Annotated in this window: 24 protein-coding genes; 13 read left to right on the forward strand and 11 right to left on the reverse strand. The window is 58.1% G+C overall.

Annotated features, from left to right (window positions below; genetic code table 11):
* Positions 1 to 102 precede the first annotated feature (102 nt).
* The 4 genes from G6L28_RS02740 to G6L28_RS02755 form a co-directional block, all read right to left on the reverse strand.
* Entirely contained in the window at positions 103 to 669 is a 567-nt protein-coding gene (locus tag G6L28_RS02740) for a DUF6101 family protein (protein ID WP_174062254.1), read from the reverse strand.
* Between the two features lie 368 nt (positions 670 to 1,037).
* Complete coding sequence (locus tag G6L28_RS02745) at positions 1,038 to 2,465, reverse strand: FAD-binding oxidoreductase (protein WP_174062255.1); 1,428 nt, start codon at positions 2,463 to 2,465, stop codon at positions 1,038 to 1,040.
* A 27-nt stretch (positions 2,466 to 2,492) separates the two neighbouring features.
* Entirely contained in the window at positions 2,493 to 3,470 is a 978-nt protein-coding gene (locus G6L28_RS02750) for an L-threonylcarbamoyladenylate synthase (RefSeq protein WP_174062256.1), read from the reverse strand.
* A 63-nt stretch (positions 3,471 to 3,533) separates the two neighbouring features.
* Positions 3,534 to 4,142: a DUF6656 family protein gene (locus tag G6L28_RS02755; RefSeq protein WP_174062257.1), complete on the reverse strand. Its 609-nt coding sequence runs from the start codon at positions 4,140 to 4,142 to the stop codon at positions 3,534 to 3,536.
* Positions 4,143 to 4,465: 323 nt separating this feature from the next.
* Between G6L28_RS02755 and G6L28_RS02760 the strand changes: the two genes are divergently transcribed.
* From G6L28_RS02760 to G6L28_RS02775, 4 genes are all read left to right on the forward strand, one after another.
* Positions 4,466 to 5,710: an aromatic ring-hydroxylating oxygenase subunit alpha gene (locus G6L28_RS02760; RefSeq protein WP_174062329.1), complete on the forward strand. Its 1,245-nt coding sequence runs from the start codon at positions 4,466 to 4,468 to the stop codon at positions 5,708 to 5,710.
* 5 nt (positions 5,711 to 5,715) lie between these two features.
* The gene (locus tag G6L28_RS02765) at positions 5,716 to 6,795 is read left to right on the forward strand and encodes a hybrid-cluster NAD(P)-dependent oxidoreductase (RefSeq protein ID WP_174062258.1); all 1,080 of its coding nucleotides are present in this window, start codon (positions 5,716 to 5,718) and stop codon (positions 6,793 to 6,795) included.
* 209 nt (positions 6,796 to 7,004) lie between these two features.
* Positions 7,005 to 7,496 carry a BA14K family protein gene (locus G6L28_RS02770; protein ID WP_174062259.1) on the forward strand — a complete coding sequence of 164 codons (492 nt, stop codon included), beginning with the start codon at positions 7,005 to 7,007 and terminating at the stop codon, positions 7,494 to 7,496.
* A gap of 222 nt (positions 7,497 to 7,718) precedes the next feature.
* Positions 7,719 to 8,207: a BA14K family protein gene (locus G6L28_RS02775; protein WP_174062260.1), complete on the forward strand. Its 489-nt coding sequence runs from the start codon at positions 7,719 to 7,721 to the stop codon at positions 8,205 to 8,207.
* Positions 8,208 to 8,267: 60 nt separating this feature from the next.
* Here G6L28_RS02775 and G6L28_RS02780 read toward each other — a convergent pair whose 3' ends face one another.
* Positions 8,268 to 9,263, reverse strand: a complete 996-nt coding sequence (locus tag G6L28_RS02780) for a transporter (RefSeq protein WP_174062261.1) — start codon at positions 9,261 to 9,263, stop codon at positions 8,268 to 8,270.
* Positions 9,264 to 9,465: 202 nt separating this feature from the next.
* Here G6L28_RS02780 and G6L28_RS02785 point away from each other — a divergent pair, with 202 nt between their 5' ends.
* From G6L28_RS02785 to G6L28_RS02795, 3 genes are all read left to right on the forward strand, one after another.
* The gene (locus G6L28_RS02785; protein ID WP_174062262.1) at positions 9,466 to 11,247 is read left to right on the forward strand and encodes an acyl-CoA dehydrogenase; all 1,782 of its coding nucleotides are present in this window, start codon (positions 9,466 to 9,468) and stop codon (positions 11,245 to 11,247) included.
* A gap of 10 nt (positions 11,248 to 11,257) precedes the next feature.
* Positions 11,258 to 12,016, forward strand: a complete 759-nt coding sequence (locus tag G6L28_RS02790) for a crotonase/enoyl-CoA hydratase family protein (RefSeq protein ID WP_174062263.1) — start codon at positions 11,258 to 11,260, stop codon at positions 12,014 to 12,016.
* Between the two features lie 94 nt (positions 12,017 to 12,110).
* A complete protein-coding gene (locus G6L28_RS02795; protein WP_174062264.1) occupies positions 12,111 to 12,431 on the forward strand; it encodes a hypothetical protein in 321 nt (106 codons plus the stop codon).
* 53 nt (positions 12,432 to 12,484) lie between these two features.
* On the opposite strand, the gene G6L28_RS02800 is transcribed toward G6L28_RS02795, so the two are convergent.
* A complete protein-coding gene (locus G6L28_RS02800) occupies positions 12,485 to 13,387 on the reverse strand; it encodes a protein-disulfide reductase DsbD domain-containing protein (protein ID WP_234902449.1) in 903 nt (300 codons plus the stop codon).
* A 100-nt stretch (positions 13,388 to 13,487) separates the two neighbouring features.
* Between G6L28_RS02800 and G6L28_RS02805 the strand changes: the two genes are divergently transcribed.
* The 3 genes from G6L28_RS02805 to G6L28_RS02815 all read left to right on the forward strand — a co-directional run bounded on the left by G6L28_RS02805 (position 13,488) and on the right by G6L28_RS02815 (position 15,667).
* Positions 13,488 to 14,093, forward strand: coding sequence for a YqgE/AlgH family protein (locus G6L28_RS02805; RefSeq protein WP_174062266.1), 606 nt, complete (start codon positions 13,488 to 13,490; stop codon positions 14,091 to 14,093).
* 92 nt (positions 14,094 to 14,185) lie between these two features.
* Positions 14,186 to 14,377: a CsbD family protein gene (locus G6L28_RS02810; protein ID WP_174062267.1), complete on the forward strand. Its 192-nt coding sequence runs from the start codon at positions 14,186 to 14,188 to the stop codon at positions 14,375 to 14,377.
* Between the two features lie 153 nt (positions 14,378 to 14,530).
* Positions 14,531 to 15,667 carry a zinc-binding metallopeptidase family protein gene (locus G6L28_RS02815; protein ID WP_174062268.1) on the forward strand — a complete coding sequence of 379 codons (1,137 nt, stop codon included), beginning with the start codon at positions 14,531 to 14,533 and terminating at the stop codon, positions 15,665 to 15,667.
* Here the strand turns inward: G6L28_RS02815 and G6L28_RS02820 are convergent.
* Genes G6L28_RS02820 through thrC form a run of 4 tightly spaced genes read right to left on the reverse strand, consistent with a single transcriptional unit; the run spans position 15,646 to position 21,924 of the window.
* The gene (locus tag G6L28_RS02820) at positions 15,646 to 18,528 is read right to left on the reverse strand and encodes an EAL domain-containing protein (protein ID WP_234902454.1); all 2,883 of its coding nucleotides are present in this window, start codon (positions 18,526 to 18,528) and stop codon (positions 15,646 to 15,648) included. The two genes, G6L28_RS02815 and G6L28_RS02820, sit on opposite strands and share 22 nt — an antisense overlap.
* Positions 18,529 to 18,578: 50 nt before the next feature.
* Complete coding sequence (locus tag G6L28_RS02825; protein WP_174062269.1) at positions 18,579 to 19,166, reverse strand: GNAT family N-acetyltransferase; 588 nt, start codon at positions 19,164 to 19,166, stop codon at positions 18,579 to 18,581.
* Between the two features lie 40 nt (positions 19,167 to 19,206).
* Positions 19,207 to 20,505: a M16 family metallopeptidase gene (locus G6L28_RS02830; protein WP_174062270.1), complete on the reverse strand. Its 1,299-nt coding sequence runs from the start codon at positions 20,503 to 20,505 to the stop codon at positions 19,207 to 19,209.
* Positions 20,506 to 20,526: 21 nt separating this feature from the next.
* A complete protein-coding gene (thrC, locus tag G6L28_RS02835) occupies positions 20,527 to 21,924 on the reverse strand; it encodes a threonine synthase (RefSeq protein WP_174062271.1) in 1,398 nt (465 codons plus the stop codon).
* A 209-nt stretch (positions 21,925 to 22,133) separates the two neighbouring features.
* On the opposite strand from thrC, the gene G6L28_RS02840 reads away from it, so the two are divergent.
* The 3 genes from G6L28_RS02840 (at position 22,134) to G6L28_RS02850 (ending at position 23,388) form a co-directional block, all read left to right on the forward strand.
* Positions 22,134 to 22,703 (forward strand): PilZ domain-containing protein, encoded by a 570-nt coding sequence (locus tag G6L28_RS02840; RefSeq protein WP_425292646.1) that lies wholly within the window; start codon positions 22,134 to 22,136, stop codon positions 22,701 to 22,703.
* Between the two features lie 86 nt (positions 22,704 to 22,789).
* A complete protein-coding gene (locus G6L28_RS02845; RefSeq protein ID WP_174062272.1) occupies positions 22,790 to 23,113 on the forward strand; it encodes a type II toxin-antitoxin system RelE/ParE family toxin in 324 nt (107 codons plus the stop codon).
* Positions 23,110 to 23,388 (forward strand): helix-turn-helix domain-containing protein, encoded by a 279-nt coding sequence (locus G6L28_RS02850; protein ID WP_174062273.1) that lies wholly within the window; start codon positions 23,110 to 23,112, stop codon positions 23,386 to 23,388. Before G6L28_RS02845 ends, G6L28_RS02850 begins: the two co-directional genes overlap by 4 nt.
* Before the next feature lie 34 nt (positions 23,389 to 23,422).
* Here the strand turns inward: G6L28_RS02850 and G6L28_RS02855 are convergent, their stop codons facing one another.
* Positions 23,423 to 24,112, reverse strand: coding sequence for an HAD family hydrolase (locus G6L28_RS02855; protein WP_174062274.1), 690 nt, complete (start codon positions 24,110 to 24,112; stop codon positions 23,423 to 23,425).
* Between the last annotated feature and the right edge of the window lie 78 nt (positions 24,113 to 24,190).

Consider the following 24,190-nt stretch of genomic DNA (forward strand, 5'->3'; position numbering starts at 1 on the left):
GCTTCGCGTGCGGACAATGCGCATAAGAAAAGCCCGGCAGCAGGGGCGCCGGGCTTCATATCGTCCATATCTGGAAACGTGCCGAACACAGCGCTCCGTGGATCAGTTACGGGCGATGATTTCCTTGCCCTCGATGCGCATCGCAAGGCCCAGCGAACCGGTGCTGCGACGAACGAGGAAGCGCGGGCGGCGCTCTGCGAAATAGGAATGGCGACGGCGCGGGCGGGTGGCCTTTGTGCGCACATTGCCGAGATGGTCTTCCAGCGGACGGGCAACACCATCTGCTTCTACCATCAGCATGGGAATGCGGTACTTTTCCGACCAGCTGCGCCAGTCTGCCGCGATGTCGCAAAGGTCATGCGCCACCAAAAGCGGGATGCAGAGATCAGGGTCGTCGTGATGAAGTTCGAGCGTCACGGTAACTTCGCCATTGCCATGATCGATGGCGCGGGCTGCGACACCCTTGAAGGCGCGGGCCGGAAGCGCGAAGGAAAGCGGAAGGCCGCTGGAATTGAGAACTTTACGAAGCACTGCGCCGCGCTCGTCGAGCGTGATAGACACGTCTGCTGAACCCTTTTCCTTGCCATAGGTCAGCTGCTGCGGGAACCGCGTCGGGTCGAGCCGGAGAGTTGCGCCTGCCCATTCGGGCTTCAGAACGGTGTTTGTCATCATGCTATCCTTGTTTTACCTGAGAGCCGTTTCATGGTTCTCGTCCGGGACTTTTCGTCCTCTGATAGGGTGAAGATAGCCGCGCCACCTTCGAGACAGCTTAAAAATCGAGGTTAAGAAAACTTTGCATTCCCAAATGGTTAGCAAAACGCAGCCCGATAGGGTTTCGAAATCCTGAACCGGGACGGTGTGTGGTTTGCAAGGCTTGAACAGAATGGATCAAATGCCGGGTAGTTTGCCAGACATCAAAAAGGGTGAGCGAAATGGCGCCCACACGCCCCCCAAACGGGTGATGACAGCCGCCTGCTAGTCGAAATAGCCGGTATACGTTGGTTTTCGTGCCGGATACTGGCGAGATAGTGTCGATCTCAGACCGAAACGACCTTACCCGGATTCATGATGCCCGCCGGGTCGAAAGCGCTTTTTATCCGGCGCATCAGGTCCATTTCGATGGGCGAGCGGATGGCTGCAAGTTCGTCGCGTTTGAGCTGCCCGATGCCATGTTCGGCAGAAATCGAACCGCCGAAAGACAGCACTATGCCGTGGACGATCTCATTGATTTCCCGCCAGCGTGCGATGAATTCGGCTTTGTCGGCACCCACCGGCTGGGAAATATTGTAGTGAATATTACCATCGCCAAGGTGGCCGAAGGCGCAGATGCGCGCGCCGGGCATTGCGGCAAGAACGCCTTTTTCCGCAGCGTCCATGAATCCGGGAATGTGCGAGACCGGTACGGAAACATCGTGCTTGATCGAGCCGCCCTCGGGCTTCTGCGCATCCGACATGCTTTCGCGCATATGCCACAGCGCCTGCCTTTGAGCCTCGGATGAAGCGATGACGGCATCCTGCACCACGCCTGCCTCAAAGCCTTGCTCCAGCAAGGTCTCGACCATCGTCTGCGCTGTTTCCGCCGAATCGGATGTGGAAATGTCGATCAGGGCATACCAGTCATGCGGCGCTTCCAGTGGATCGCGAACGCCCGGGATGTGCCGTGTGGTGAATTCGATGCCGATACGCGGCATCAGTTCAAAGCCTGTCAGTGCCGTGCCGCACAGGGTCGAAGCCCGCTCGAAAAGTTTCAGTGCATCGGCCGGGGAGGCGAGACCGGCAAATGCCACCTGATGGCCGAGCGGCTTGGGAAAGAGTTTCAGCACTGCGCCGGTAATGATGCCGAGCGTACCTTCCGAACCGATGAACATGTCGCGCAGGTCGTAACCGGTATTGTCCTTCTTCAGCCGGCGAAGGCCGTTCCAGATTTCGCCGGTCGGCAAAACAACTTCGACGCCAATGCAGAGCTGGCGCATATTTCCATAGGCGAGAACGGCTGTGCCACCCGCATTGGTGGCGAGATTGCCACCGATGCGGCAGGAGCCTTGCGAGCCGAGCGAAAGAGGAAACATGCGCTCCACCCTTTCGGCAGCCTTGTGAACGTCGTCCAGAATGCAGCCGCCATCGACAACGATAACATTGGCAACAGGGTCGATGTCGCGCACGCGGTTCATGCGCTCAAGCGAAAGAATGACGTCGCTTTCTCCGCTGCGAGGCGTCTGCCCACCGACAAGCCCGGTGTTTCCCGTTTGCGGAACGATGGCCGTTTTCGTTTCGCTGGCCAGCTTCATGATGGCCGAAACCTCTTCAGTCGAGGCTGGTTTCAGTAAAACTGGCGACGTGCCGCGATATAGGCCACGATTTTCGACCAGATGCGGCTCCAGATCGGCAAGCTCCCGCAAGGCATTTTTCTCACCGACGATATCCACGAACCGCTTGAGCAAATCTTCTGGCAATGTGGTCGTCATAAATGCGTTCCTCAAATGTGATGGCACTCAAGCGCGGGGCGCGGCGGCTCGCGTTAGCCGGTCGTTGATGGCTTCACCAAGTCCCTTATTGGGAATGGGCGTGATGGCTATGCTGCGCGCACCGCTGGCATCGGCGCGTTTCAGATGGTCGAAAAGATTGGTCGCGGCTTCGCCAAGGTCTCCGCTTTCGCTGAGGTCGAGCACGATTGCCGCTTTGGCTTCGCCATCGACTGGCTGACTGCCGAACCGGATCAGCGCTTCGCCTTCCTCGATGGAAGTGGCGTTCAACCGGACGGACGCGCCGGGGGCGTAATGCGATTCCAGCATTCCGGGTGCTTCGATGGCAGCTGAAGCCTTTTCCGGGCGGATCAGCGTCACGCCTGCCACCTGTTCTATATCTTCCACGATAAGGCCGCCGGGCCGTAACAACCTCACGGTCCCGTCGCCCTCGACCTTTACGATGGTCGATTCGACCCCCACGGGCGCAGATCCGCCATCCAGGATGAGACCGACTTTCTGGCCGAGATCGGCCTCGACATGGGCCGCACTTGTGGAGCTTATCTTGCCGGAACTATTGGCGCTGGGTGCGGCCAGCGGCTTGCCGAGCGCAGTGATCAACCGGCTTGCAAAACCCTTGGGAATACGGATGCCGACCGTATCGAGCCCGGCGGTTGCAAGCGCATGAATGCGGCTTTCAGGCTTGAGCGACAGGATGAGCGTCAGCGGACCCGGCCAGAAAGCCTGTGCAAGCTTGCGCGATATAGGATCGAAGACAGCATACTCTTCCGCCATCTCGATACTCGCCATATGGCAGATCAGCGGGTTGAATTGCGGGCGGCCCTTGGTCTCATAGATACGTGCAATGGCGGCGGGGTTCGTCGCATCCGCCGCAAGGCCGTAGACCGTCTCGGTAGGAATTGCGACCGGAAAGCCTGCCTCCAGCATGGAAACGGCCTGGACCAATGCCTCTTCCGGCTGATCCTCGATATCGATGTGACGCGCCATATCCTCAAGCAACCTTTCGAATGGACAAGGCTCTTAGAATGTTTCGGCAGCGATGGGAAGTATTTACAGGGTTTGAATGAACTTGCGCATTTCGTCGGAGCGCGTGCCGAGCATAAGCACGTTCTTCAACGCCACCTTCGGATCATGCGTCTGGAACAGCAGCCCGTCGCGGTGAATCGACTTGTCGATCCGCACCGTTTCACCGTCTGTCTTCTGCATGGCAATGGCGAAGTACATACGCGAGCGCGTCTGGTCGATCTTTTCGAAGAACTGTTCGTCGCCGCAAAGCTCTGCAAAGAAATTGGCGAAGTAGAAGGACCACAGAACCGGCGTGCGGGTATCGAAGCTGGTGCGCGATGCCGTGACGTGGCAATAGCCCAGATGCGGGCTCTCGTCGATCACGCGGTGGAAGATCATCTTGGGAAAGCGGATGGTGCTGTGAAAGGCGTTCAGCCGCGAATGCGTCATCTCACCTGCTTCCTGCAGGCGACGTCCGGTGATTTCGGCCACCTGCTCATGGGTGAAATAGCTGCGATCGCTCGGTAGCCAGGCCTCTTCGTAACGCGCGATGCGGCCGGTTCGGAGGAATTCCGAATGGGCCGTTTTCGAGCGTGCCGGCGGAAATCTCCGTGCCTTCGCGTCGAAATAGCGTATCCGCGTTCCCTTCTCCACGATGTCGTCCCCATTGAAAGATATGATCTTTTTAAACCCACTCGGTTAATACTCCCTTTCCGGGAGGGTGCGGGTATTTACGATTTGTGTTTTTGCGACGAAGTTTTATCGTGTCGAAGGCCGCGGGCTGTGGTGCAATAACCGACTGTTTTGAAAAGAAAAAAATCGTATGGTCGTTTTTAGAGGGAGTGTCGCAATTTGTCGTTAATGCGGGATCGAATGTCGCTCAATGTGGTGCTGTAAACCAGCGCCGATGGTTAGATATTTCCATGCAAAGACGGCAAGACGCAAATGCGCTGCCGAGACCCATCGAGGACATGGCCATGGAACTGCGTGAAACCGTACTGCGCCAACTGAAAAACCGCCGTGAAGGCTTTAGCCTTGAGCAGCCTTTCTATACCGATCAGGACTATTTCCAGCTGGATATGGAAACCATCTGGTATCGCGACTGGCTTTTTGTCGGGCACGATTGCGAAGTCAGCAAGCCAGGCTCCTACGTCACCGTGCAGGTCGGCGCTTATTCCGTGGTCATCGTGCGCGGCAAGGACAATGTCATCCGCGCCTTCCATAACTCCTGCCGTCACCGCGGGTCGCGCGTCTGCACCACGCACAAGGGGCAATCGGCGCGCCTTGTATGTCCTTACCACCAGTGGACCTACGATCTTGATGGCAAGCTGCTTTTTGCACGCCACATGGGCGATGATTTCGACAAGGCCAGTTTCGGCCTGAAGCCTGTCGCCTGCGAGAGTGTTGCCGGTTACATCTTCATCTGTCTGGCGGATCAGCCCGCCGACTTCTCGCCCGTCCGCGCCGAAGTCGAAGCCTACATGGCTCCGCACCGCGCATGGGAAGCCAAGGTGGCGCATGAGAGCACCATCATCGAAAAGGGCAACTGGAAGCTCGTCTGGGAAAACAACCGCGAATGCTACCACTGCGCAGCCAATCACCCGGAACTGTGCCGCACCTATCCTGAAAACCCGAGTGTGACGGGCACGGATGGCGGCGCAAGCGATCCCGAGATCGGCGGTCACTGGGCGCGTTGCGAAGCGGCCGGTCTGCCGAGCCGCTTCAAGATCGACGAGAACGGACAGTTCCGCGTTGCACGCATGCCGTTGATCGGCGACGCTGAAAGCTACACCATGTCCGGCAAGCCTGCCGTTCGTCTGCCGCTTTCCGGGGACGTGACCATCAGCCATATCGGCGCGCTGCTGTTCTTCCACTACCCGACCACGTGGAACCACTTCCTCGGCGACCATATGATTTCCTTCCGCGTCATGCCGCTCGGCCCGCAGGAAACGGCGGTCACGACGAAATGGCTGGTCAACAAGGACGCTGTCGAGGGTGTCGATTATAATCTCGAAGATCTGACCCACGTCTGGAACGAGACGAATGATCAGGACCGCCGCATCGTCGAGGAAAATGCCTTTGGTATCCGTTCCCCGGCTTACGAGCCCGGCCCTTATTCCATGGAGGATGAAGGCGGCGTCATGCAGTTCGTAAACTGGTATTCGAGTTTCATGATCGACCGCCTGTCGGGTGACAAGAAGAAGCTGTCGGCAGTTGCGTAACATTGATGGACATGACTGTGGCCTATAAGCATATCGATGAGATGAAGCCGTGGAGCGACAAGCTTCACATGCTGGAGTGCATTTCGGTAACCCCCGAAACGCCCGACGTGATGACATTCCTGTTCCATTCGAACGACATGAACTGGTTTCGCTATCTGCCGGGCCAGTTCGTGACGCTGGAGCTTCCCGTGGGGCCGGAGCCCGTGTTCCGCACCTACACCCTGTCATCCACGCCGTCTCGTCCCTATGCCGTCGGCGTGACAGTTAAGGCGCAGAAAAACAGCATCGGCACCCGCTGGATGTTCGACAACCTCAAGCCGGGAATGAAAATTCGTGCGCTTGGGCCGCTGGGCGATTTTTCCTACGTCAAGCATCCCGGCGATAAGTATCTCTTCATCTCGGCTGGATCTGGCGTGACGCCGATGATGTCGATGGTGCGCGACATGTGCGACCGCGCCCCGCAAAGCGACATTTCCTTCATCAACTGCTCGCGCACGCCAGCAGACATCGTTTTCCGGCATGAACTGGAATATCTGGCGCGCTACATGCCGAACCTCTCGCTCGGTTTCATCGTGGAATCGACAGGTCGTACTGACCTGTGGTCAGGTCTGAAGGGGTTCATCGACAAGGCGAAGATCGCGCTTCTCACCCATGACTTCATGGACCGCACGGTATTCTGCTGCGGGCCGGAGCCGTTCATGGCGGCGGTCAGTTCCATGTTGGAAGCCTCCGGCTTCGATATGTCGCGTTACCATCAGGAAAGCTTTGCCCCGGCGGCGCCCGTTGTCGTGGGGCCAAGTGTCGAGCCTGCCGATGGCGAAGTTCTGGCGAAGATCAACTTTGCGGCGTCCGGTAAGGAAGTGCCTTGCCAGCCGGGCCAGACCATTCTCATGACGGCCCGAGCAGCGGGTGTGCGTATCGGTGCTGCTTGTGAGTCCGGTATCTGTGGCACATGCCAGGTCATGAAGCTTTCCGGCGAGGTCGAGATGAACCACAATGGCGGTATTCTCGATGAAGATATTGCGGAGGGCTACATTCTGGCCTGCTGCTCTCGTCCTCTAACGGACGTCAAGATCGACGTTTGATGCGCCCGGCTTATAGCGAATGCGGTTTCTAACTGAGCATGTCGCGCTCGATTCAATTCATCGAAGCGCGACATGGCACATGGAACAACTTCTCATTTCCCCCGTTTCTAATTCATCTATGGGTTGGTGCTATTGCGGTGGTCTCCGCATGATCAACGCCCCGGATAAAAAGGCACGAAAAACGTGTCAAAAGAAACGGAGGAAAATTCATGCTGAATTTGCGCAGAATGAGTGTGGCGACCGCCGTGCTCATGGTTATGACCAGCTTCACGCCGTCCCAGGCAATGCCGATACCGGTTCCAGCACCTAAGCCTATCGTTGCCTCTGAAACGGCCACACAGGTTCAGTACCGTCCTTGGGAACGCCGCGAAATGCGCAGGGAATGGCGTCGTGACCGTGGCCGGGATTTCCGACGCGACCGCGACTGGCGTCGTGGCGATCGTTATGGCTGGTACAACGGCCACCGCGGCTACCGTGAGCGCCGTTCGGGATACCGTTATCACAACGGCTATTGGTTCCCGCTCGCCGCATTCGCAGCCGGTGCCATCATCAGCGGCGCTGCATCTTCGCAGGCTCGCCCATCCTATGGCAGCAGCCACGCGCAATGGTGTGCAAACCGCTGGCGCTCGTACCGCGCTTACGACAACAGCTATCAGCCCTATAACGGGCCGCGCCAGCAGTGCGTTTCGCCCTATCGATAAGGTAGGATTGCCTTTGATAGCCCGGTCTCTGATCGGGCTTTCTTTCGTTTGCGAAATGATGCGTCCGTTCAAGTATCTGTGATTGCATTGTTAATCCTGGGTTCAGACACCAGTTCATATCCTTCAAATATATAAAATACCCGCCCAAAGCGGGACGTGATGGAGAATAATCGTCGTAATTCACGCCGTCCGGCGCTGCCGGGTGTGAATGGAGGAAACCAGATGAAAACCTACATGAAAACAATTCTGGCAGCCGGTCTCTCTGCCATTATCGGCGTTGGAGCCATCCTACCGGCGCAGGCCATGCCGGTCACGGTTGCGCCCGCTGTTCCGCAGGCCGATAATGGCGTTGTGAACGTGCAATACTGGCGTGATCGTGGTTATTACGGCCGCGACTATGGCGGAGGCTGGTACAGAGGTCATCGCGGCTACCGTGATTATCGTCCAGGCTATCGCCGCCACAACAACGGCTATTGGTTCCCACTCGCGGCCTTTGCGACTGGTGCCATCGTTGGCGGTGCGCTCTCGCAACCGCGTGAGGTCTACCGTCCCCGTCCGGTCTACCGCGAATATCGCCCGGTCGTTCGTGGTGGTGTCAGCCAGAGCCATGTGAACTGGTGCTATGGCCGCTATCGTTCATACGATGCCTATAGCAACACGTTCCAGCCCTACAATGGGCCACGCCGCACCTGCTATTCACCCTACGGCTGATTATGCTGGGGCATCGATGACCTGAAAGCCGCTCGGAGCAATCCGGGCGGCTTTTCAGTTTCAGATGATCCCGACACGCCACAGCAACACCCAGGCCAAGGCTATCGACGCGATGATGAAGCCAGCCGCATAAAACGTTCCGCTCGTTCCCTCCATAAAGGGAAGGGCGCTGGTGTTCATGCCGAAGAAACCGGTCACCAGCGTGGGCGGCAGAAGAAACGCCGTCATGATCGACAGGATATACAGGTGACGGTTGGTTTCGGACGAAAGCTTGGAATCGATTTCCTCATGCAGCAGTCTCGCCCTTTCCTGAAGTGCATAGACATCGTAATCGACGGCTTCCAGCCTGCTCGTCAGCCTGCTGGCGATTTCCTCGAAACCAGCGGGCATTTCGTCTTCGTCTGCCGCCGAGGCACGGCGCATCAGCGTCAGCACAGTGCGCAGGTGCCGATGCAGGCGCACCACCGTTCGCCGCACCGGCGCAAGCCTTCGGCGCTCATCTCTAGGAGCGGTGTCATAAACGAAATCCTCGATGGCGTTGAGTTCTTCCGTGGTCTCCATCACCAGGTTGATGAGACTGCGCTGAAACTCCGCCACCAGCGCCTCGAAAATATGCGATGGCGTGACATACCGCTTCGGGTTCTTGTCTATGGCGGCGCGAAGACGGTCTACCGAGCGTAACGGTTGCAGCCGCGTGGTAATGATGAACCGGTCGGTTACGGCAAAATGCAGCCAGCCAAGATCGCGCGTCTCCTGATCGAACTCCCGCTGGAAATCGACCAGCGTTCCAAAAAGCGCGCCTTCGTCCACGGTAATGGAAGGATGGGTTTCATGGGCGGTGAGGCTTGCCCTCATGTTTTCGTCCAGACCCGGTAATGTGTCCAGGAACGAGGCCACCCGCGTATCGGCCAGATTGAGGTGCAGCCAGAAAAAACCGTCATCCACCTGCATTTCATTGAGATCGCAGGTCGAGGACAGGCGGGTGCATGGCTCCGTGCCGGGGCGGAAACGATAGGCCCATACGAGGCCGGGAATGCGGGGATTCTGGATGTCCATGAGCATGGTCCTGGGAGGCGGATACCGGACTGTCATAAGAAGTTTGCAGTCGACAACCGGCGCGTCATGCTGAACAGAGTTTTATGACAGTTTCATAACAATCACGCAGCTCGAGGCCGGGAATTTTCAAATTGACGTTTACGTAAAAATCATTTAGCCCCGAAGGCATCGCATTGTAGGCAGACGCTTTGGAGGAGGCAGGATGTATACCGCACCGGTAGACGAAATCGCTTTTACGCTGAAACATGTGGCCGGTCTTGGACCAGCACTCGAAAGCGGTGTACTCGGCGATCTCGGCGAAGATCTTGTTGACGCCATCCTCCATGAAGCCGGACGTTTCGCCACGGATCAGGTCGCGCCGCTGGCAGAGGTCGGTGACAGGCAAGGCTCGAAGCTGATCGACGGCAAGGTGCAGACACCGGATGGCTGGGCCGACCTTTATCGTCGTTGGGCCGAAGGCGGCTGGAACGGGCTGACTGCACCGGAAGAGTTTGGCGGGCAGGGCCTGCCGCATATGCTAAACGTTGCGGCGCTTGAAATGTGGAACTCCGGTTCCATGGCTTTCGCGCTTTGCCCGACGCTGACGATGGGGGCGGTCGAGGCCATCACCGCGCACGGCAGCAACCACCTCAAGAAGACCTATCTCGAAAATCTCGTGTCCGGCAAATGGACCGGCACGATGAACCTCACGGAGCCGCAGGCCGGTTCCGATCTGGCGGCGCTGAAGACGCGTGCGGAACGTACGAGCGACGGCACCTACCGCATTTTCGGGCAGAAGATTTTCATCACCTGGGGCGAGCATGATGCGGCGGACAACATCATCCACCTCGTTCTTGCCCGCCTGCCGGATGCGCCCGCGGGAACGCGCGGCATTTCGCTCTTCCTCGTGCCGAAATTCCTGCCCGACGACAAAGGAAATCCCGGAGAGCACAACGACCTGTTCTGCCACGCGCTGGAACACAAGCTCGGCATTCACGGCTCTCCCACCTGCACGATGATCTTTGGTGACGGTCGGTTCGGCGTGGAGAAGGGCGCGATCGGCTGGCTGGTCGGCGAAGAGAACAAGGGGCTGGCCTGCATGTTCACCATGATGAACAATGCGCGTCTGGCCGTCGGGATGCAGGGCGTCGCCATCTGTGAGGCAGCGACCCAGAAGGCCATCGAATACGCGAAGGATCGCACACAGGGCAAAGCCCCCGGCACGCAAGCAACGGGCATGAGCCCGATCATCGAACACCCCGATATCGCCCGCACGCTGTTGACCATGAAGGCGCTGACGCAAGGGTCCCGCGCCATCAGCTTCGCCTGCGCCCACGCCATCGACATGAGCCACGCCAGCACCGATCCGGCTGACAAAAAGTTCTGGCAGGAACGCGCCGCTCTTCTGACACCGATAGCGAAATCCTTCTCCACCGATGCAGGGGTGGATGTCGCCTCGCTTGGGATTCAGGTGCATGGCGGTATGGGCTTTATCGAGGAAACCGGTGCAGCACGCTATCTGCGCGATGCTCGCATAGCTCCGATCTACGAAGGTACCAACGGCATTCAGGCCATCGATCTCGTCATGCGCAAGCTGCCGCAATCGGACGGCGCGCATGTTCGCGGCTTTATTGGCGAGTTGAGGAAGGTCGCAGATGCGGTACGCAACTCCAACAAGCTCGAGCTTGGCGAGGCCGCTCGTTATCTCGACCAGAGCATTGCCGATCTCGATGCCGCCACCGAATGGCTGCTGGAGACCGCAAAGAGCGATGCGTCTGCTGCCCTTGCGGGCGCAACGCCTTACCAGCGCCTTTTCGGGCTGACGCTGACCGGCATTTATCTGGCAAAGGGCGCACTGGCTGCCGTCGATGATGGCAAGGGCGGAAAGCGGAACGCGCTTTGCCGTTTCGCGGCAGAAAATCTGCTGGCTGAAACAATCGCGCTAAAAGACCGTGTTATGACCGGCGCGGCAAGCCTTCAGGCTGCCCGTAGCGTTCTGGATTGAGGAGCAATCGATGTCCGCAGACCACATTCTCGTTGAACGTCCCCAATCTGCCCCCGGCGTTCAGGTCATCCGTTTCAACCGCCCGGACAAGAAAAACGCGATCACAGACGCAATGTACCGCGCCATGATCGAGGCCTTGCAGGCGGCGGATGCGGACGCGGACATCCGCGCCATTGTCTTCTTGGGCTCCGATGGCTGCTTCTCCGCGGGCAATGACATGGCCGATTTCATGGCCTTCGCCATGTCCGGCGGCAAGGGGCGTCTGGCAGCGGGGGATTTTCTGCATGCGCTGGTCGGCGTCCAGAAACCCATCGTATCGGGCGTGGATGGCCTTGCCATCGGCATCGGCACAACGCTGAACCTGCACTGCGACCTGACTGTCGCCTCCAGCCGCAGCCTGTTCAAAACGCCATTCGTGGATCTTGCGCTGGTGCCGGAAGCGGCCTCCAGCCTGCTCGTCCCGCGCATCATGGGCCATCAGCGCGCCTTTGCGCTTCTGGCGGCGGGTGAGGGATTTTCAGCGGAGCAGGCCTGTCAGGCTGGCCTCATCTGGAAGGTGGTCGGCGAAAGCGAAGTCGAAGCGGAAACGCTGAAGATCGCCGCCAGCCTTGCCGCCAAGCCACCACAGGCGCTTAAGATAGCGCGCGACCTCATTCGCGGCGATGTTGCGCAGGTCACAAAGCGCATAGATGAGGAAATCAAGCACTTCGCCGCACAGTTGCAGAGCGCCGAGGCCAGGGCGGCGTTCGAAGCATTCATGCGCCGTTAAGGCTGCGTGAGGAAATGTGAGGGCCTTTACGGAACCGGAAGGGATAGCGTCTACTTTGCCGCCAAACCGTTCCTCTCGCGAGAAAGCCGCCACCATGCGCAAAACCGTCTTTGCAACGCTCGCTCTCATCTTCGCCTCGACCGCGGTGGAGGCCGCAAGCTTCCAGCTACCTGTAATGTCGCAGCCAGCGCAAAGCGATATCATTCAGGTGCAGAACTTCAACAGCAGCTCCGGCCAGTCCAACCGCAACGACCGCCGCGACCGCCGCCGCACGGATTTCGTCTGCGTCATCACCCCGCCCGATAGCGCCAACCGCTCGCGACCCTACGTCTGCCCGGTAGAGCGCGGTCGTGTCGGTGGACGTTGCCGGTGCTCGGGCGTTGTTGGAAGTGGTAATATCGACACGGCGTGGTGATGGGACACTCGCCCCTTCCGTATCGGATTTTCGATATTGGGATCTCGTCTTACCTACTGCGGAAAATCGAGTGTGGTTTCCATGGCCCGCTCGCCGGATTTCACAAGAATGGTCCACCTCTGACCCTTTGGGCTGTAGGTTTTCGGCAAGCCCTTGATATTCATGTAGAATGATAATTTGCGCTTGTCGCGGACCAGATTCTGCGGCTCGAAATAGGCATAGCCGGAGGGACCGGCCACGAATATGTCAGCCTCTTTTGGCGCGCCGTCCGGCAGATGCAACTCCACGGCAAGCAGCGTCTTGTCTGGCGTTATGTGGAAATTCTGGACCTTGAAATCGTCTGAAGACTGTTCCGGCAGCCTTGCCTTGGCGGCGTTGACGATCTCCGTTTCTTCCGGTGTGGCGACCTTGCCTGCATCCTTGCGGAAGCTGAAATTCGCTTCGAAGGGAATGCAGATGTTGAGGCACACGCCGATGAAGCTCGTCAGTGTGACATCATCGTGTTCACGGCCCGGAGCACTTTGCAGCGCAAAGGGCAAATCGACCGACGCATCATAGCCGATGTCGGTGATATCGTCGTTTTTAATGAGCTTAGGGACGGGGAAAGACATCGATGTGAAACGGACGCCGCTTTTCGGGTCCGGACTCAACTGCGGTGGAATGCCCGCTTCGCCCGGCTCTCGCCAGTAGGTGATCCAGCCCGGCTTGAGGTCGATCTGCAACACGCCCTCAATGCGCCCGTTCTGGTCCATTGGCAGGCTGACGATACGCATGCGCCCGCCTTCGCTCTCCATCCAGTCCGTGGTCTCTGCGCTGGCGTTATGGCCGGAGAATGCGACCACGCTGACAAGAGCAGATGCCAGAAGAACGGTGCGTGCGGGGAAGAGATTTCGAAGCTTCATGAAATCCGATCTACCGCAAGAAGCCATGGTGAGCCAGTTACGATTTCGTTTCATTCATCATTTTCGGTTGATTGATTGGTCTCAATGCCTCATCCTCAACAAATGACGAAACCAGATGCGGTGCCTCAAGAGGCGCGGCAGACCGGAGGCGCTGGTGACTTTTTCGACCCTTATGGACAAGAAAGAACGTGGCTTTCTGGATGGCCAGTTTCTGATCGCCATGCCGGGGCTGGACAGTAGCGCCTTCGAACGCTCGGTCATCTATATCTGTGCGCACTCGCAGGCGGGTGCGATGGGCTTTATCATCAACCGCCCACAGCAGATCACCTTTACGGAAGTCTTGCTGCATCTGAAAATCATGGACAGCAACGACGCCATAATGCTTCCGAACCGCACGCGTGATTTTCCCATTCAGTTCGGTGGGCCGGTAGAAGCGGGGAGGGGGTTCGTGCTGCATTCGGACGATTACTCCAGCGAATCCAGCATACCCGTCAGCGACGACATCTCGATGACCGCGACGCTCGATATCGTCCGTGCCATCTCGAACGGACGGATGCCGCACCGCGCGACCATGCTTCTCGGCTATGCCGGTTGGTCCGCTGGCCAGCTTGAAAACGAAATTGCCAATAATGGCTGGCTGAATTGCCCGGCCTCTGAAGATCTGATTTTCGACCGCACGTTGGATAACAAGTACGAACGCGCGCTTGCGCTTATGGGTGTCGATCCTCGTATGCTTTCGGCTGAGACCGGTCACGCATAAGCCTCATAAAATTTAGCGGAACCAAAATCGAGAGCCCACGTTTTTACCCCGGTAGCCAGCACCGAAGCCTGGCCAAACTAGGGAGAAATATCATGGGTAGCACATCTGATAAGATTTCCGGCAAGGCAAACGAAGTCGCTGGCAAGGTAAAGCAGAGCGTTGGCTCCGCAACCGGAAACGACCGTATGCGCGCAGAAGGCGCAGCCCAGGAAACCAAGGGCAAGGTACAGTCCGCCACTGGTAAGGCCAAGGACGCCGTAAAGGGCGCGGTCGACCGCATGTAATTTGCACACCGTCCTCCGGCTTCCGGAGGACACCTCCGCCCCACCCGGAGGAACAGAAACGAGCGTATGTGTTGCCAGCCTTCACATGCGCTCTTTCCATTTATAGAAGCCCTTTCAGCAACACAGTCGTCTCGCGCTATTCAGGAGCAGGACATGCAGCTTTTTTCGTGCGCGGCCTGCGGGCAGCCGGTTCATTTCGATAATCGTTCCTGTGTAAATTGTGGCCACAGACTGGCCTTCGCGCCCGACACCCTGTCCATGGAAGCTCTGGAACCTGCGGGCGATACGGACTGGACGCTGGTCGCAAAGCCCGACCGCAAGGTTCGCTTCTGCGCCAATGAAGTCAACGACGTCTGTAACTGGCTGGTGTCTCAGAAAAGCGAAAGCTCTTTCTGCCCGGCTTGCAGCCACAACAGGCTGGTTCCGGACGCCGCCACCGAAGAGGGCATCGCCCAGTGGCGCAGGCTAAGCCAAGCCCAACGGCACCTGTTCTACTCCCTGCTGAAACTGGACCTGCCGCATCCCAACCGTGATGTCGATCCACAGGGCGGTCTCGTGTTCGATTTTCTTGTCGACGAGGTTGCGCCGGACGGCTCGATCATTCCCGCCATGACCGGCCACGATGAAGGTCTGATAGCCATCCGCGCTGCGGAAGCCGACGACGTGACCCGCGAGCAGGTTCGCGCCAACATGAACGAGCCCTATCGCACCATGCTCGGCCACTTCCGGCATGAGGTCGGTCACTTCATCTGGAACAAGCTGGTGCGTGATGCCGACCGTCTGGAGGCTTTTCGCGCGGTGTTCGGCGATGAGCGGGAAGACTATGGCGAGGCCCTGAAACGCAATTACGCTGAAGGCCCGAAGCCCGGCTGGCAGCAGACCTACATCAGCTCATACGCCTCGGTGCATCCGTGGGAGGATTTTGCCGAATGCTTCGCGCACTATCTCCACATCGTTGATACGCTGGAAACCGCCCACGCGTTCGGTATCGCCATCGAGCCGGAAGGTCATGAAGAGATGGCGACGGAAGTTGCATTCAACCCTTACCGGGCAAGAAGCGCGCAACGCATCGTCAACGCCTGGATACCGATGAGCGTCGCGCTGAATTCCATGCAGCGCAGCATGGGCGAGGCGGACCTATACCCCTTCGTACTGACGCCTGCCGTGGTCGAGAAGCTGCAATTCGTGCACGATCTCGTCCATGGCAATATCCCCGCGCAGACGCAAGACGCACCTGCCCCCGTTGCGCAGCAGCAGGCGGAACAGGATCAGGCTCTTTTGACCACCTGAAAACGCTCACGAAGCAAACGCAGAGCGGCATCCGCCGTATCCGGTGTACCAAACAGGAAGCTTTGCCCGTAATGACAGTTCATGCGGGCAAGCTCCGTCGCATCCTCCGGCGTTTCTATACCTTCCGCCACCACCTGCATTTCCAGCGCACGCGCCATGGCGATGATGGAGCGCAGCAGCACGTTGCGCTTGTCGCTGGTATTGGCGACCAGCGCCTTGTCCAGCTTGATGGTGTCGAAGGGGAAGCGGGTGAGATAGGCGAGCGATGAATAGCCGGTGCCGAAGTCATCCAACGCAAGGCTGAGCCCTGTTTCCTTCAGCTTCGCCAGCACAAGCCGCGCCTGTTCCGGGTTCTCCATCACGATGGATTCCGTCAATTCCAGTTTCAATTGCTGAGGGTTACAGCGTGTCCGCTGCAACATGCTGCGCACATCGTTGTAAAGCTCGTTGTTCAGCAGCTGCGCGCTCGAGATGTTCACCGAAATGAAGATCGGCAGCTTGTCGATGGCGTGCTGCCAGTCCATCAGATCGGTCGCGGCGCGTTCCAGCGCAAACATGCCAAGGGGCTCAATGAGGCCGGATGCCTCTGCCACCGGAATGAATTCGCTCGGCGGAATATTGCCGCGCTTGGGGTGTTCCCACCGCATCAGCGCCTCGAAACCGGCCAGATCGCCATTATCGAGCTTGATGATCGGCTGATAGGCGAGCGATAGTTCCTTGCGCTCGATGGCGCGGCGCAGGTCGCTTTCCATCTGCAAACGGTCGGTGCCGGAGGTGCGGAAGGCGGGGCGGAATGGCTCGACGCGATTGCCGCCAGCGCGCTTGGCGCGGTACATGGCCAGTTCCGCATCGCTCAACAGCCCGGCGGCACTCTCCTGCTGATCGATCCACGAGACGAGGCCGATAGAAGCCGTAAGGATGATTTCGCGGTTGGCGAAATTGATCGGCACCATAATGGCCTTGTTCACGGCCTCTGCAAAATCCGCCACGCGCTGCGGATCGCGTTCCGAGACGAGAATCAGGCCAAACTCATCGCCGCCCAGACGTGCCAGCGTATCCTGCGGCTTCAACAAACGGCGCAAACGGCGGGTCAGCGCAATCAGGATATTGTCGCCAGCAGCAATGCCAAGCGTATCGTTGACCAGCTTGTAGCGGTCGATATCGATGGCCATCACGGTCGGGCGTACCGTCTCGCCTTCAGGTGCGAGGTTTAGGACGGACTGAAGGCGGTCGAGAAATACCTGACGGTTCGGCAGGCCGGTCAGGTTGTCGTTCAACGCATCCTGCAACAGCCGCTCGACGGAATTCTTCTGCTCGGTGATATCGGTGATGGTGCCGACGCAACGAATGATTTCACCATTGGAGCCAAGCACCGGACGCGCCCGGATTTGCAGCCAGTGAAAATGCCCGTCCTCGGCGCGAATGCGGAACTCGTGGTTCAGCCTGCCCTTGCGATGGTCCAGAAGCACGTCGAGCGTCGCTTTAAAGCGGTCGCGATCATCCGGGTGCAGACGTGGAAGCCAGTTGCGGGCGGCACCATGCATGGTGCCGGGATGCAGACCGAGCTTGATGGAAACATCCGGCGTCGTGACGATGCGGTCACGCGTAACGTCCCAGTCCCAGACCGTATCGCCGCTACCCGTCAGCGCCAGCGATTGTCGTTCGAGGTCGGAGAACAGGCCTTGCTGGTAGGCGCTTCCGGCAAAGGCGTGCTGAATGACGGTAAAGCCGATCAGAAGAACGATCAGAACCAGACCACCGCCGAGGGCAGGCTGCACGATATCGTTGTCCAGTTGTCCGGTTACGGTCAACCAGCCTCCGAACAGCCAGACGAGGATCAGCGCCCAGGATGGCACAAGCAGAATGGCGCGATCATATCGGTTGAAGCCGAGATAGATGATCAGCAAAATACCCGCGGTCGCCGTCAGCGCGAAGGAGATGCGAGCGATACCGGCTGCTATTGCGGGATCATAGATGGCCACGCCGAACAGCGCGCCAAGCCCGATGATCCACGCAAACGTCGCGTAACCCAGATGCGCATGCCACCTGTTCAGATTGAGATAGGTGAACAGGAAGACCACGAAGCTGGAGGCGAGCGCGACTTCCGCACCCGCCCTCCACATTCGCTCGTCGCTGGATGTGACGGTAATCAGCTTTTCGAGAAAGCCGAAATCCACGCAGATATAGGCAAGCACCGCCCAAGCCAGCGCCGCCGAAGCGGGCAGGACGGACGTGCCCTTCACCACGAATAGAATGGTCAGCAACACCGCGAGCAGACCGGCAATGCCAAGAACGATGCCACGATACAGCGTGAAAGCGTTGATCGTATCCTTGTAGGCTTCCGGTTCCCACAGATATATCTGCGGCAATTGCGGCGTTGAAAGCTCTGCTACGAAGGTAATGACCGCGCCGGGGTTCAGCGTGATCCGAAACACATCGGCATCCGGGCTTGGCTGACGGTCGAGCGCAAACCCTTCGCTTGGTGTAATGGCAATGATGCGCTGCGAGCCGAGATCCGGCCAGATCATCTTGGAATTGACGAGGCGAAAGTGCGGGGCGACGATGACGCGCTCCAGCTGTTCTTCGGAGACATTGGCCAGCGCAAAGACGGCCCAGTCGCCCTGATGGGTAGGGGAGCTTGCCCGCACCTCGATGCGGCGGCGTATGCCATCCGGTCCGGGGGCGGTGGAAACCTGAAAGGCTTCGCCCTGATTGGCGTAGATGTCGGTCGTCGCCGTCAGGTCGAGTGCGTTGTCATCGCGGGAAATCTTAACCGGCTCGAAAGCATAAGCTTTCCCCAAAAAAAGGGGGGGCGCCAGAAGCGCGCATACCAGCAGCAAGAAGGTGAAGCGTGTCGCCATCAAGAAACGCATGACAGGGCGCGACGCAAGGCTGATTTTTATCATTTATCCTACTGCGTACCGGAAGTGTGCTTGTCGCCGATGAGGGAGAACATCACATGATCCCGCCACTCGCCGTTTATTTTCAGATATTCCCGCAAGAGACCTTCCCGCTGAAATCCGGCATTTTCGAGCAGCCGAATGCTTTTGAAGTTTTCTGGAATACAGGCTGCCTCGATACGGTGCAACTGAAGTCCGTTAAAGATGTAGGGTATTACCAGTTTTAATGCGGCAGACATATGGCCTTGGCCCGCATAAGCCTCACCCATCCAGTAACCCACCATGCAGCTCTGGGCCGCGCCGCGCCGGATATAGCCGATGGTGATGCCGCCCAGAAGCGTGGTCCCACCCTTGAATATCAGCAAGGAGACGGCGGTGCCGGAGGAAAATTCCTGCCCATTGCGGGTCACGCGAACTCTGAACGCGCTTTCCGTCAGCTCGTCGTTGCGCCACGTCGGTTCCCACGGCTGCAAGAAGCTACGGCTCTCGGAGCGCAGCTTCTGCCATGGCTTGTAATCGGAATAACGCGGCAATCTTAACAGATAATCCGCGTTGCGCAGTTCGGGCGTGTCGCTGTTTCGGGAGAGAAAGCGCAGCATCTAGTCGTCCAACACCATGCTGCGGACCCGTTGCCTGCCGTCAGCCGTTTGCCTGTATCTTGATTGACGGCGATGCAGAAAGCTCCGCCGTGATGTCTGAAAGCGGCGCGAGGTTTTCCAGCGGGCCGATGGCGGACAATGTGGGAACTTTATCGAAAAACAGACGGCCCGCAAGATCGGTCAGACGCTCGGTGGTGATATCGCCAAGCCGCGTCATCATCTCGTCATTCGGGATCGGGCGACCATAGAGCATCATCTGGCGGGCGATCTGCCCGGCACGGGCAGCAGGGCTTTCCTGACCCATCAAAAGCTGGGCGCGAATCTGCGCGCGGGCGCGGTCGATTTCTTCCTGATGAATGGTCTGAGACGACTTGCGAAGCTCGTCGATGATGACCGGAACCAGTTCCGGCAGATCGTTTGCGCCGGTTGCGGCATGAATGCCGAAAATGCCGGTATCGGAAAAGCCCCAGTGGAAGGCATAGACGGAATAACAGAGGCCGCGATATTCGCGCACTTCCTGAAACAGCCGGGACGACATGCCGCCGCCGAGAATATTGGCGAGTATTTGCGAGCAATAGAAATCGCGGGCGTGATAGGCCTTGCCTTCGAAACCGAGAAGCACCTGCGCATCCATCAGGTCGCGCGTTTCGCGAATTTCACCGCCGGTATAGATCGCCTTTTCGAGAACCGGCGTTGCATTCGGCTTCTGCGGCAGGCTGGAGAAGCGCTGCTCCACCTGCTTCACAAAGGTTTCGTGGTCAACGGCACCCGCAGCAACCACAAAGATGCGGTCCGTCGTGTAGTTGCGGCCAAGATAATGACGGATTTGATTGGTCGTAAAGGACTGGACCGTTTCAGGCGTGCCGAGAATAGGGCGACCGATGGTCTGGTCGCGATAAGCGACGCCGGAGAAATTGTCGAAGATCACATCGTCCGGCGTATCGGTGGCAGCACCGATTTCCTGAAGAATGACGTTCTTCTCACGTTCCAGTTCGCCTTCATCGAATGCGGATTCCGTCAGGATATCGGCAAGGATATCGACCGCCAGCGGAACGTGATCTTTCAGAACGCGCGCATAATAGGACGTCGTTTCCGTCGAGGTCGCGGCATTGACTTCGCCGCCGACGTTCTCGATCTCCTCGGCGATCTGGCGTGCCGTGCGGCGTGCCGTACCTTTGAAGGCCATGTGCTCGAGAAGATGCGCGATGCCGTGCTCATCATCCGTCTCGTTGCGTGAACCTGATTTGATCCACACCCCCAAAGCAACGCTTTCGAGGTGTGGCATTCTTTCGGTGACGACCGTCAACCCGGAGGGGAGCCGAGTTAAGTTCACATTCATGTTCACGTCTTTCCGCGTCGCTTAGTTCTTGGCGCGAGCGTGATTACCGATGAAATTTTCAACGGCGTCCAGCTCAGCTTCCAGAACGTCGAAACGCTCCTCCCGGTTCATTAGATCAGCGAGCCATACTGGAAGCGCGGGATCGATTTCGCAAGCGGATTTTACAGCCGCCGGAAATTTTGCGGGATGCGCGGTGGACAGCGTGACCATCGGACTGTTTGTTTTTTCATGCTTTTTGGCAACGAATACACCGGTTGCGGTGTGCGGATCGAGCAGATAACCCGTTTGCGCAAGCGTCTCGCGGATCGTTTCGGCAACCTGCTTTTCGGTTGCGCGGCCTGCACGAAAATCGCGCTTGATGAACTTCATCGCCGCTTCCGAAATATCGAATGCACCGGATTGCTTGAGCCCATCCATCGAACGCTTCACCGCATCGGAATCGCGCCCGTATGCTTCGAAAAGTAGACGCTCGAAGTTGGAGGAAATCTGAATGTCCATGGAAGGCGAGGTCGTCGCCTTCACACCGCGCATCTCGTATCGCCCGGTCTTCAGCGTGCGCGCCAAAATGTCGTTGTCGTTGGTGGCAACAACCAGCTTGTCGATGGGCAGACCCATCTGCTTGGCGACGTAGCCCGCGAAGATGTCACCGAAATTGCCCGTTGGCACGGTGAAGGAGACCTTGCGATCCGGTGCGCCGAGCGAGATCGCGGCGGTGAAGTAATAAACCACCTGCGCCATGATGCGCGCCCAGTTGATGGAGTTTACGCCGGAAAGCTTGACGCCATCGCGGAACTTCGCATCGTTGAACATCTCTTTGACGAGGTTCTGGCAGTCATCGAAATTACCGTTGACGGCAATCGCATGCACGTTCGACGCAGTGGAGCTGGTCATCTGGCGCTGCTGCACCGGCGAAACCTTGCCATGCGGGAAGAGGATGAAGATATCGGTGCGTTCGCGACCCGCAAATGCGTCGATGGCAGCGCCGCCGGTATCGCCGGAGGTCGCGCCGACAATGGTTGCCCGCTCGCCGCGCTCTGCCAAAGTATAGTCCATCAGGCGGGCGATAAGCTGCATCGCCACGTCCTTGAATGCAAGCGTCGTGCCGTGGAAAAGCTCGAGAATGTAAGAATTTGGCCCGGTCTGAACAAGCGGAACGACGGCTGGATGGCGGAAGGTCGCGTATGCATCATCGATCATCGAGCGGAAGGTGTCAGCCGGAATTTCGTTGCCGGTGAAACGATAAAGAACCTCGAATGCGACTTCCTGATAGGTCTTGCCGCGCAGCGCCCGGATTTCTTTTTTCTTCATGGTCGGCCATTCGCGCGGCACGTAAAGCCCGCCGTCACGCGCCAGACCCGCCAGAAGCGCGTCGCAAAAACCCAGCGATGGGGCGCTGCCCCTGGTCGATACATACTTCACGAGATAGTCCTCATAACGTCAGCAGCCTGTCCGCTGGAAAATGGCCTTGGATGAAGTCGTAAAAAGCCTTTTGCAAATTTAAGGCAAATCCGAACGCAACCAATCGATTTTTCCCAGCGCCGCTGCTATAGACCATCGCCGACAGCCATGAAAGGCCAATAAACAGGTTCTCCGGTCCTGTATCGGGATAGTTTTAGAGGGTTGAACGAGTGACACGGAATATTTTGCGTCTATCCACCGCCATTTCGGTTCTTGCAGTACTGGCCGGTTGCAACTCCTCAAATCCATCGGATTCACTGGCGGTCAATCCTCCAGCTGCGCAAACTGCTGTCGCCCCGGTCGTGCAGGCAAACTGCCCGACGATCACCATTCTGGATGCCAGTGCCGTTCACCGCGTCTATGCCGGTGGCGCGAAGGGCGACGCGAGCAAGCTCGTTTATCAGGCATCTCTCTCTGACACGACCCGCTCCTGCAGCATGAGCGAATCCACTCTCACGGTAAACGTACTCGCGCAAGGCCGACTTGTTCCCGGCCCGCTTTCCAAGCCCGGCCGCGTCACCTTGCCGATCCGCGTCACCGTGAAGGATGGCGATGGCGAGATCTATTCGCAGGTAACAAACTTCGGCGTCGACGTTCCGGCGGGGACCGCGGGCACGCAATTCATCTTCAACAATCCGAATGTCGCCATCCCCAACGCGCCGGGCGGCGCATCACGCCAGACGAATGTGTTCATTTCGTTTGAAGAGGCCGGTGCGGGCAAAAAGGGTCGCCGCGGGTAAAGCTCGATCTAAGCTACTCGCGTTTTTCTAAGCTTTGGTTGGAGTATCTTGTTGCGCAGTTATCTCGTATCGGCTATATCTCGCATATGAGATGGTCTGTCGAAACGCACAATGCGGCAGACCTTGAAATTGAGGCGCTTCCCGTGGGCCTGCAAGCTCGACTTATTCGCTTGATGGAAGCCGTCGAGAACGTAGGTCTTGAGCAGTTACGAGAGCCACATGTGAAGCATCTCGAAGGGAAGCTTTGGGAATTGCGCGCAAAGGCAAGCGAAGGCATTGCGCGGGGCATTTACGTTACCATGTCTGGACGACGTGTCATCGTGCTGCATGTTTTTGTGAAGAAGTCGCAGAAAACTCCCAAAAGCGCATTGGCAATCGCCAGACAGCGAATGAGCGAGATAAATTCATGACGAAAATTGCCGATCTCAAAAAGAGACTGATGGATGATCCCGGCTTTCGGGAAGAGTATGAAAAGGCAGATGCCGAGTTTCAGCTAATAGAGGCGCTTGTGAGCGCCCGCACGCGGGCAAAGCTTTCTCAGGCGGAAGTCGCGCGTCGCGTCGGCACCACGCAGTCGGCCATTGCACGGCTGGAAGGTGGCGGAGTTTCCCCGTCTATTTCCACCTTGAGGCGATATGCGGAGGCAACGGGTGCCAAGCTGGAAATTAACCTGATCAGCACGTGAGCCATCTAAATTCCACCTGATTGGTGGGGAGGTCTCAGAACGCGCCAGCCCACTCAGACAGCGCCTCGATCGTCGCGGGCAAATCCTGCATGCGGGAAATCACGGTTTCAGCGCCGGCATCCGTCAGTCTGTCCGCATGGCTGGGGTATGTGTGGGAAGCGCCGGTGAAGCCGATGACGCGCATGCCTGCGGCTTTTGCCCCGGTGATGCCGTGGACGGAATCCTCTACTACGATGGCGCGCTCCGGCGAGACGCCGAACTGTTTTGCGCCGTGCAGGAAGATGTCCGGCTTCGGCTTGACGCGATCCGGGCCGAGATCTTTTGCGGAATAGATATGGCCGTCGAAATAGGGCTTCAGACCAACCTTCGTCAGCATCATATCAAGACGATGGCTGGAGGAGTTCGAGCAGATGCAGCGCTGTGCGGTTAGCCGCGAAAGCGCGAATTTCACGCCTTCGATGACCTTCACATCGCGCTCAAGGCGCGCATCCAGCAGCTTCTCGGATTTTTCCAGAAGCGAGGCGGAAAGCGGAATGCTGGCTTCGCGCTCGATTTCGAGAAGAATGTTCTTCCACGTCATGCCGGAAAAGCGCTCGCCCATCTCTTCAACGGAGATCGGGTAGCCTGCGTCGGTCAGCAGGCGTGACTCGACCTGCGCGGCGATGATTTCGGAATCGACCAGAACGCCGTCGCAGTCGAAGATGATGAGATCGAAGCTGCTCATGGGCGCTCCTCTGAAGTGCGGGAAATCGGAAAGTCGGGGGGGCTTTTAGACCATGTGAGGCGCAAGCTCAACCGGTGC

This window comes from Agrobacterium larrymoorei, assembly GCF_013322225.1.
Lineage (GTDB): Bacteria > Pseudomonadota > Alphaproteobacteria > Rhizobiales > Rhizobiaceae > Agrobacterium > Agrobacterium larrymoorei_A.